Origin of the sequence: Rhodococcus sp. YH3-3, from assembly GCF_001653035.1 — a bacterium.
Classification (GTDB): Bacteria; Actinomycetota; Actinomycetes; order Mycobacteriales; family Mycobacteriaceae; genus Rhodococcus_F; species Rhodococcus_F qingshengii.
Genome location: NZ_BCWH01000011.1, coordinates 1 through 6,778 on the forward strand (window position 1 = coordinate 1; position 6,778 = coordinate 6,778).

General features: G+C 60.7%; 6 protein-coding genes. 2 read left to right on the forward strand and 4 right to left on the reverse strand.

Features of this window, described 5'->3' with window-relative positions; genetic code table 11:
• Positions 1 to 556: 556 nt before the first annotated feature.
• The gene (locus YH3_RS36440; protein WP_238592800.1) at positions 557 to 964 is read right to left on the reverse strand and encodes an IS30 family transposase; all 408 of its coding nucleotides are present in this window, start codon (positions 962 to 964) and stop codon (positions 557 to 559) included.
• 831 nt (positions 965 to 1,795) lie between these two features.
• On the opposite strand from YH3_RS36440, the gene YH3_RS36380 reads away from it, so the two are divergent.
• Entirely contained in the window at positions 1,796 to 2,290 is a 495-nt protein-coding gene (locus tag YH3_RS36380; protein WP_064445155.1) for a hypothetical protein, read from the forward strand.
• A gap of 97 nt (positions 2,291 to 2,387) precedes the next feature.
• On the opposite strand, the gene YH3_RS35405 is transcribed toward YH3_RS36380, so the two are convergent.
• The 3 genes from YH3_RS35405 to YH3_RS34495 form a co-directional block, all read right to left on the reverse strand.
• Positions 2,388 to 3,293, reverse strand: coding sequence for an aminopeptidase P family N-terminal domain-containing protein (locus YH3_RS35405; protein WP_003941255.1), 906 nt, complete (start codon positions 3,291 to 3,293; stop codon positions 2,388 to 2,390).
• A gap of 412 nt (positions 3,294 to 3,705) precedes the next feature.
• Positions 3,706 to 4,215, reverse strand: a complete 510-nt coding sequence (locus tag YH3_RS34490) for a hypothetical protein (RefSeq protein ID WP_154100420.1) — start codon at positions 4,213 to 4,215, stop codon at positions 3,706 to 3,708.
• Positions 4,216 to 4,422: 207 nt separating this feature from the next.
• A complete protein-coding gene (locus YH3_RS34495; protein WP_064445160.1) occupies positions 4,423 to 4,836 on the reverse strand; it encodes a hypothetical protein in 414 nt (137 codons plus the stop codon).
• A gap of 692 nt (positions 4,837 to 5,528) precedes the next feature.
• Between YH3_RS34495 and YH3_RS34505 the strand changes: the two genes are divergently transcribed.
• The gene (locus tag YH3_RS34505) at positions 5,529 to 6,599 is read left to right on the forward strand and encodes a YhcG family protein (protein WP_064445159.1); all 1,071 of its coding nucleotides are present in this window, start codon (positions 5,529 to 5,531) and stop codon (positions 6,597 to 6,599) included.
• The last annotated feature ends 179 nt before the right edge of the window (positions 6,600 to 6,778 follow it).

Consider the following 6,778-nt stretch of genomic DNA (forward strand, 5'->3'; position numbering starts at 1 on the left):
CCCGGCACAGCCCAATGGACAGTCGCCTTCGACATCTTCCACCTACTCCTGTGACTACCACCCGTCCCGGCGAACCAGTAGATCACCGGGACACCACACCGTGGTCGGGAATCACGAACCACGGCTATCGACACCACGCCAGACAGCGTGTCTGAGTTCGAATATGCCGTCCTGCTCCGGAAATGCCGGAGCGATTCAGCCGCGCTGAAATGCTCGTGGGTTCACCCCGGATGGTGGATACCGAGCTGGCGGGACCGAAGGTTCCGCTGGGAGGAGGTCCTCATGTCCCGCAAGCGCAAATCGTTTACGACCGATACACGGTCGAAGCCGCCACAGGGTGATCGATTCCGGCCACACCATCGCCGAAGTCGCCCACGACCTCGGATTAAGCAAGAACCTGCTCGGACAGTAGGTCGCCGACGAACGACGACGCATCGACGACGCCGCTACAGTCGGATAACAACCGCTCACTGCCGCGGAACGGACAGAACTGGCCAGGCTGCGCAAGCAGGTCTCCGAACAGGAGACATCGCATTCCTGAAAAGCGTCCTTAAATTCAACCTGCCAACGCAACAGCCTCTTCCGCCACAAACTCCGCGGGCGCTCGGAACCCGAGGCACTTCCGTGGCCGGTTGTTGAGCCTGGCCGCGATGGCATCGAGGTCCGACTGGCTCAGATCCCCGAGATACATTCCTTTCGTAAGACACTGGCGTAAAAGCTTATTGGTGTTCTCATTCGTCCCGCGCTGCCAAGGACTACGCGGCGCTGCAAAGAAAATCTCGATACCCGTTGCTGCACTGAGCAGCTCGTGATCGGCCAATTCCATCCCCCGATCCCAGGTTAAACTCCGACACAATGCCGAATCCATTCGCCCGTATTCCCGCACCAGTACGGGCACCACCGAGGTGGTATGCCGACTGGGTGTCTGCACGATCGTCAAGTCGCGGTCCCTGCGATCTACCATGTCGCAACCTGACTGTTCTTCGAACCGATCACCAGATCACCTTCCATGTGTCCAGTCACGCTGCGATCCTCGGCATCGGCGGGTCGATCCTCGATCGAGCGTGCATCGATGACCTGCGACCTCCATTGCCCTTTAACAGTGCCGCTCATTCTTTCGGATCAGCCGCCATGTTCGTAGGCGCTTGCACAGCTACTGCGGAATCACATCCCACCGAGTAGTGTAGATCGAGCGGTAGATCGTCTCGTGGCTGATCGCCAACTCCTCGTCACCGCTGTGATGCAGTCTCAGATGCCCGACAATCTGCTCCGGCGACCACTCGTCTTCGAGTGCCTGAAGTAAAGCAAACGAACTCGGGAAAACTCGGGGTACAGGATTGAGCCGTCCCGCCGACGTGACATCCCCCAGTCATCGGCGGGAAACCAGCATAGGGTGCACCGCTTTCCGTCTCACTGACCGACCTAGTTCTCGCGATCGACGAAGCCGCCGGCATTCTCCTGGACCATGCCCTACCCTCCAGCTTCCTCACCTGCACGTTCGACATCGATAACGAGCACCTGCGAGTAATTCTCGCCGCGACGACGGCACCGATCGACACCAGCACCACCTCGTTCCATTGGTTCGTCCTCCACAGGCTGGTCGACGACGTCGTTCTCGAACAGTTTCCCTCCACAGCCGCCGACGCACCCGATAACTCGGCAACGACGATCATCCTGACCAAGGCACTACAGCCAGGTTCGTGATGCCGTCCACGACGAGCAGCCCACAACTACACCCGAACCTCACACACGTAGGCCCGGCACACCACTGCGCCGCAGCCCTAGCGAGCACGCGGTGACCGCGAAGAAAAAGCGTACCCCCGCCAAAGCGACACACACCGCGCCGAGTCCAGAGGTCGTCGCCGCCACCGAATTCCTGCTCGGCCAACCCGACGCCCGCGCGCTTCGGCGCCGCTACCTCGAACTGATCACCCGCACCACCAGCGCCTCCGGCAAGAGGACCACCGATTACGCCGCCGCCGAACGGTACCTCCTCACCACCGCGGCCAAGCTCCGACGGACACGCCCTAACCCGCCGCCGCCAACCACAAAACAACACCACCGCAGCGACCAGCGGATTACGCTCCGCCCCAACGGTATCCGGGACAGATCCACTCACGCAGGAGTGAAAGACCGCCTGAGAAAGAGAACCATCATCACCTACCGCGTGTACACCCCCACCCGCCGCGGCACCGCCGAACGATCGACCCGAACCCAGCTGGCACCCAACCAACTCAACGATCGATTGAGACCACCCGGTCCAAAACTAGGCCACCCAACCAAGATCTGACTCCTCAAGGTCTCCCGTATCAGTTTCGGTCCTACCTGGGATGGACGGACGGCGCCACGGCACGACTCCGGCTTCGGGGCGCAGCAAGAGAAGGTCATCATTCAAATCTTTTGTCACGGTCGGACGGCCCTTGGCTCCACCCTTGAGGATCTGTCGTCGAGCTTCCTGACCAGCACCGTCGCTGTCGAGCAGGACTGAGCACGCAGGCTTGAACTGGTCTCGTCCGCGCGCCAGGTACAGCATGTAGGGCATCATCCGGAACCGAAACAACTCGACGGCCTCGTCGAGGCGGCCCGCTCACCCCGAACAGTTCGAGTCGAACAACATCTCCGTTTACTAATTGTCGTTCTGTTGCGCGGACGTTCGGGAAATGGCTGCGGGCACCGCTGGCGGTGACCATCCCGCGTTCGCGGTCGACTCCGCCGGCGAAAAGCGCCGCCACGGCAGCTCCGGCGAGATCGAGTTCCGAGCTCCCTTCGTGCACCGACGCAAATGCGGTGGCCAGGGCCGCATCTATTGTGCGACTCAGTTCACGGATCAACTCCACTTCCCGGCGGCTCTTCCGCATTCGCAGGAGCGCAAACATTCTTTCCGCGCTCCGTAGCTGGGCATGCGGAAGCGCGGCAGTCAGCTCTTCGTAATCTCTAGCGGGAATGTAGTCCGTTTCGACCCCAATGCTCCCGCTCTCCATACCCAGCTCACGAAGCATCTGAGCCATCACGGCCACCGCGTTCTGTTCGAACTCCTGCCACACGTAAGCATCGACGTCGGGAAGCCTGTGACGCACAGTGGTTTCTTCTATGTCGACACACAGCACTGCTGCTCGGCCGTCGGTGTTGACTGCCACGGCCGCGTGGCGCCACCGGAGCGGTTCCTGTGAGGGGACAGCAAAACCAGCCAGATACGCGAAATTCTCTGGAGATAACGCCAGTACGCCCGCCAGCCCACTTTCCGCACTGGCGTCCAACAGTCGCTCAATTACGTCTCGATTGAGATCTGCCATGATCAAGTCCTTTTCGGTATTCGCTACGCGGCCATGTGGGAACGCAATGGCTTCATAACTTGCTCGGCGAAGCGGGTCATGCTTGCAGCAGTTTCTTGAGGGGTTCCGGTGAATGAGCAAGACCATGAGTCCGCTCCAGCCGCGTGGGCCGCGGCGATTCTCTCGATCAACTCGGCAGGGGTGCCGATTGCAGCGAACTGCTGCACTGCCCAAGGTGGCACTACGATTTCAGGCCCGCCCCCCTCCACTGTGTCGATGAGTGTGTGCTCGAAACCGACGCGTTCGAGCACACTTTCGTGTGTCGTTGACATAAGATGTTTGGCGAACTGCACCGCGTGGTCGGGAATAGGCTGACCTTCGTCGAGAACCTCCGTCACCTGCCAGGCGACGTAAGTTGGCATACCCTGCAGCGCTAGCCCTTCAACTGCGTGTCGGTGCGGAGCTCAGCGGCCGCGCACTCGTCGCCCTCGAGGTGACCGAATCGCGCTGGCAGCCAGGCATGAGCTGCCTCGCGGCCGGCAAGCGTCGCGACGTCGAGAGTTCGGAGACCGAGTGGCCGGGCGAGGCCGCGGCCGCGGCGTGAGGCTGTCTGACGCACGAGAACAGCGCGCTCAAAACCGAGAAACTGCTGAAGGCCTGCGAGCCACAGGAGCCGGTCAGGCTCGCCAGACTGGCCCTTGCCGCTCTTACACTCGAGTATCGAACGCGAGATCCGCAGACGTCCGTCGACGTCGACCGCGAGAACGTCTATATCGGTGAGAACATCACGTCCAGAATCCGCGTCGACGCGGATTGGCACACGCAGCCTGACCAGAGCACCGTCGTTGAACTCGGTACGGCCGACTCGACGTTCAAGGTCCGCGCCCGGGTCCGTTCCTCGACCACCCTTCTGCACCGGGCGCTTAGCTGACCGGGACGACACCGCTGAATCATCCGGCAGGTCGCCCCTAGGCGCCTCGACAGTGTCGCGCGTTCCTACTTGCGCCGTTCCTGTCTCTTCAGCTTCAGTGGTAATCGGTGTTGATCGCAAGTGTTGCTTGCCGACCGCTGCGGTTCCTGGTCTGCCTTGGGTGAGGAGGCGATCGCACCTTCCGTGGTTTGGACCTCGTCGTTGATCGGTAGTTCGTCGTCAGACACCGAAAGCACCGCCTGAAGTTACGTCACGCAGCGCCGCAATGAGTCGCGCTTCCTCGTGGCCGTTAATTTCAGCCTCGCAGGCAATCTTGGCGCGTTCCCGCTCGACGTGACTGTAGGCCCGCTGGTTGCCCAAGCTCTGGAGGCTGCCCGCCTCGCCTCGGTTTCGGGACCCTCGGGAGTCGATGATCGACAGTGCGGACTCGGCAATGTCGGATTGGAGTAAAACCATTTTGAAGCTGCCGCTTCGGCCGCTCGGTACCACTTTGATCGTGCCTGCGGTCTCGAGCATCGGGTAGTCGGTCCCGATATTCGGTACGCCTCCGGCTTCGCCATCACGGATGAGCGTGTATAGGAACGCTCCTGGGCTGTGCAATTTCCAGGAGGCGAACGTGGAGGCGTAGATCATGCTGCCTACCAACTGGCGCACGTGCCCCGACGGATCTGTGGGAGCAACGCCGAACGCGTCACGCTTGAGATGCGGGCTGAAAAGGAAACCCTCCTCGGACCCGCCTCGTCAAACCATCAGATTTGCTGTCTGCGTAGGTTTTTCCGTTGTCGAAGGCTCGGGCCATGTACGGCAGAGTGTGGACCTGTGCCGCGCTACCGTTCGTGTCCGCGATGCTGTGGGCGATCGGTTTTAGCATACCGACCGGGATCGAGGGATCGGCGTCTTCTGCGGTTTCCCAGGTTCCGGGGATGAACAGGTTGAAAGTCTTCGAGCATCCGTTTGATTGGGCGGACGCGATGCCCGGCGACATCAAAGCGATGGAGGCTGCGACGACTGTTGCCGTCATCAGTATGCATACCGGACGGTGGATGGTCGAACCTAGGAACGGCATGAGAACCTTTCTCTACCAGGGAACACGATGTACCTGTCCGCGCGCGGACAGGCCTGACGCGCCCGATTTCAGGTGAGGGCCGCTATGGTGCTGGACGTATTCACTCCGATCAATGCGCCCTGTGAAGAACTGAGCTGTGCGAGGGCCGGGTGATCCTGCGTCTAGCGCGCACGCCCGAGTCGCCGTTCCTGCGGGCTGAGGTGTCCAGTGGGGGCATGTCCGGTGGGCGTTCCCAGCAGCGCTGGGTAAAGATGGATGGGTGAATGCTCCAGCCGAACTGCCCGCCGACTACGCCCAGCTTCTCGACCATCTCAAGTCGCAAGTTCGGCAAGCGCGAGTTCGCGCCACCCGAATCGTCAACACCGAACTGCTCAGCCTCTATTGGGATATAGGGCACGCGATCGTGCAGCGTCAAGAGGCCGAGGGCTGGGGTTCAAAGGTGATCGACAGGCTCGCCGTCGATCTTCGATCGGCCTTTCCCGACATGCGTGGGTTGTCGCGGACCAATCTGAAGTACATGCGGCAGATGGCGAGCATCTGGGGTCGCGATGCAATTGGCCAACAAGCTGTTGGCCAATTGCCGTGGGGTCATGTGACGGTATTGCTCGACAAACTCGATAACCAGTCCGACCGCGACTGGTATGCATCAACCGCTGCCGAGCACGGGTGGTCGCGCAATGTGCTGCAAAATCAGATCAACAGCGGTTTACGGCGCAGGATCGGTGCGGCACCGTCGAACTTTCAGGACCATCTTCCGGCCGAGGATTCCGATCTCGCTCAACAGTTGGTGCGTGACCCGTACGTCTTCGATTTTCTCGACATCACCGAACGTGTCGCGGAGCGGGAGCTGGAGTCCGCGCTGATGCGTCGGCTGGAGCAGTTCCTCCTCGAACTGGGACACGGGTTCGCTTTTGTCGGGCGTCAGTACCATTTCGAGGTCGGTGATCAGGATTTCTACATCGACTTGCTGTTCTTCAACTGGGTGCAAGCGAGATTCGTTGTCGTCGAGTTGAAGGTAGGCAGGTTTGAGCCGGAGTATGTCGGAAAGCTCGGCTTCTATGTTTCGTGGATCGACGACAACCTCCGCAACAAGGACATCCACGCACCGACTGTGGGAATCTTGCTCTGCGCCGGCCGCAACGACAACGTCGTCCGGTATTCACTTGCCGGGTCAACTGCACCCCTCGCCGTAGCCGACTACACCTATGAGACTCTCCCCTCCCAGGTTCGCGATCTCGTCCCTACCGACGACGAGATCGCGGCAGCTGTGGAAGCCACTGTCTCCGAACTCGACTCCCAACTGCCCGTCAAACCTGACAACTCCGGCTGAGAGGCGCCATTCGATTTTCGAACCTGGCCGACATATCCTCTGGTGCCGAGATCGCTACCGGTGTTTCGCACGAGGGTCTGCGAACGTGATGCCTGGTCCTGCCCGGTGCGTCGAGGGGCAGGGCAGTTCTATGTCCAGTCGATGTGGACGGATTCGATGGAATCGAAGTGAAATCCGAA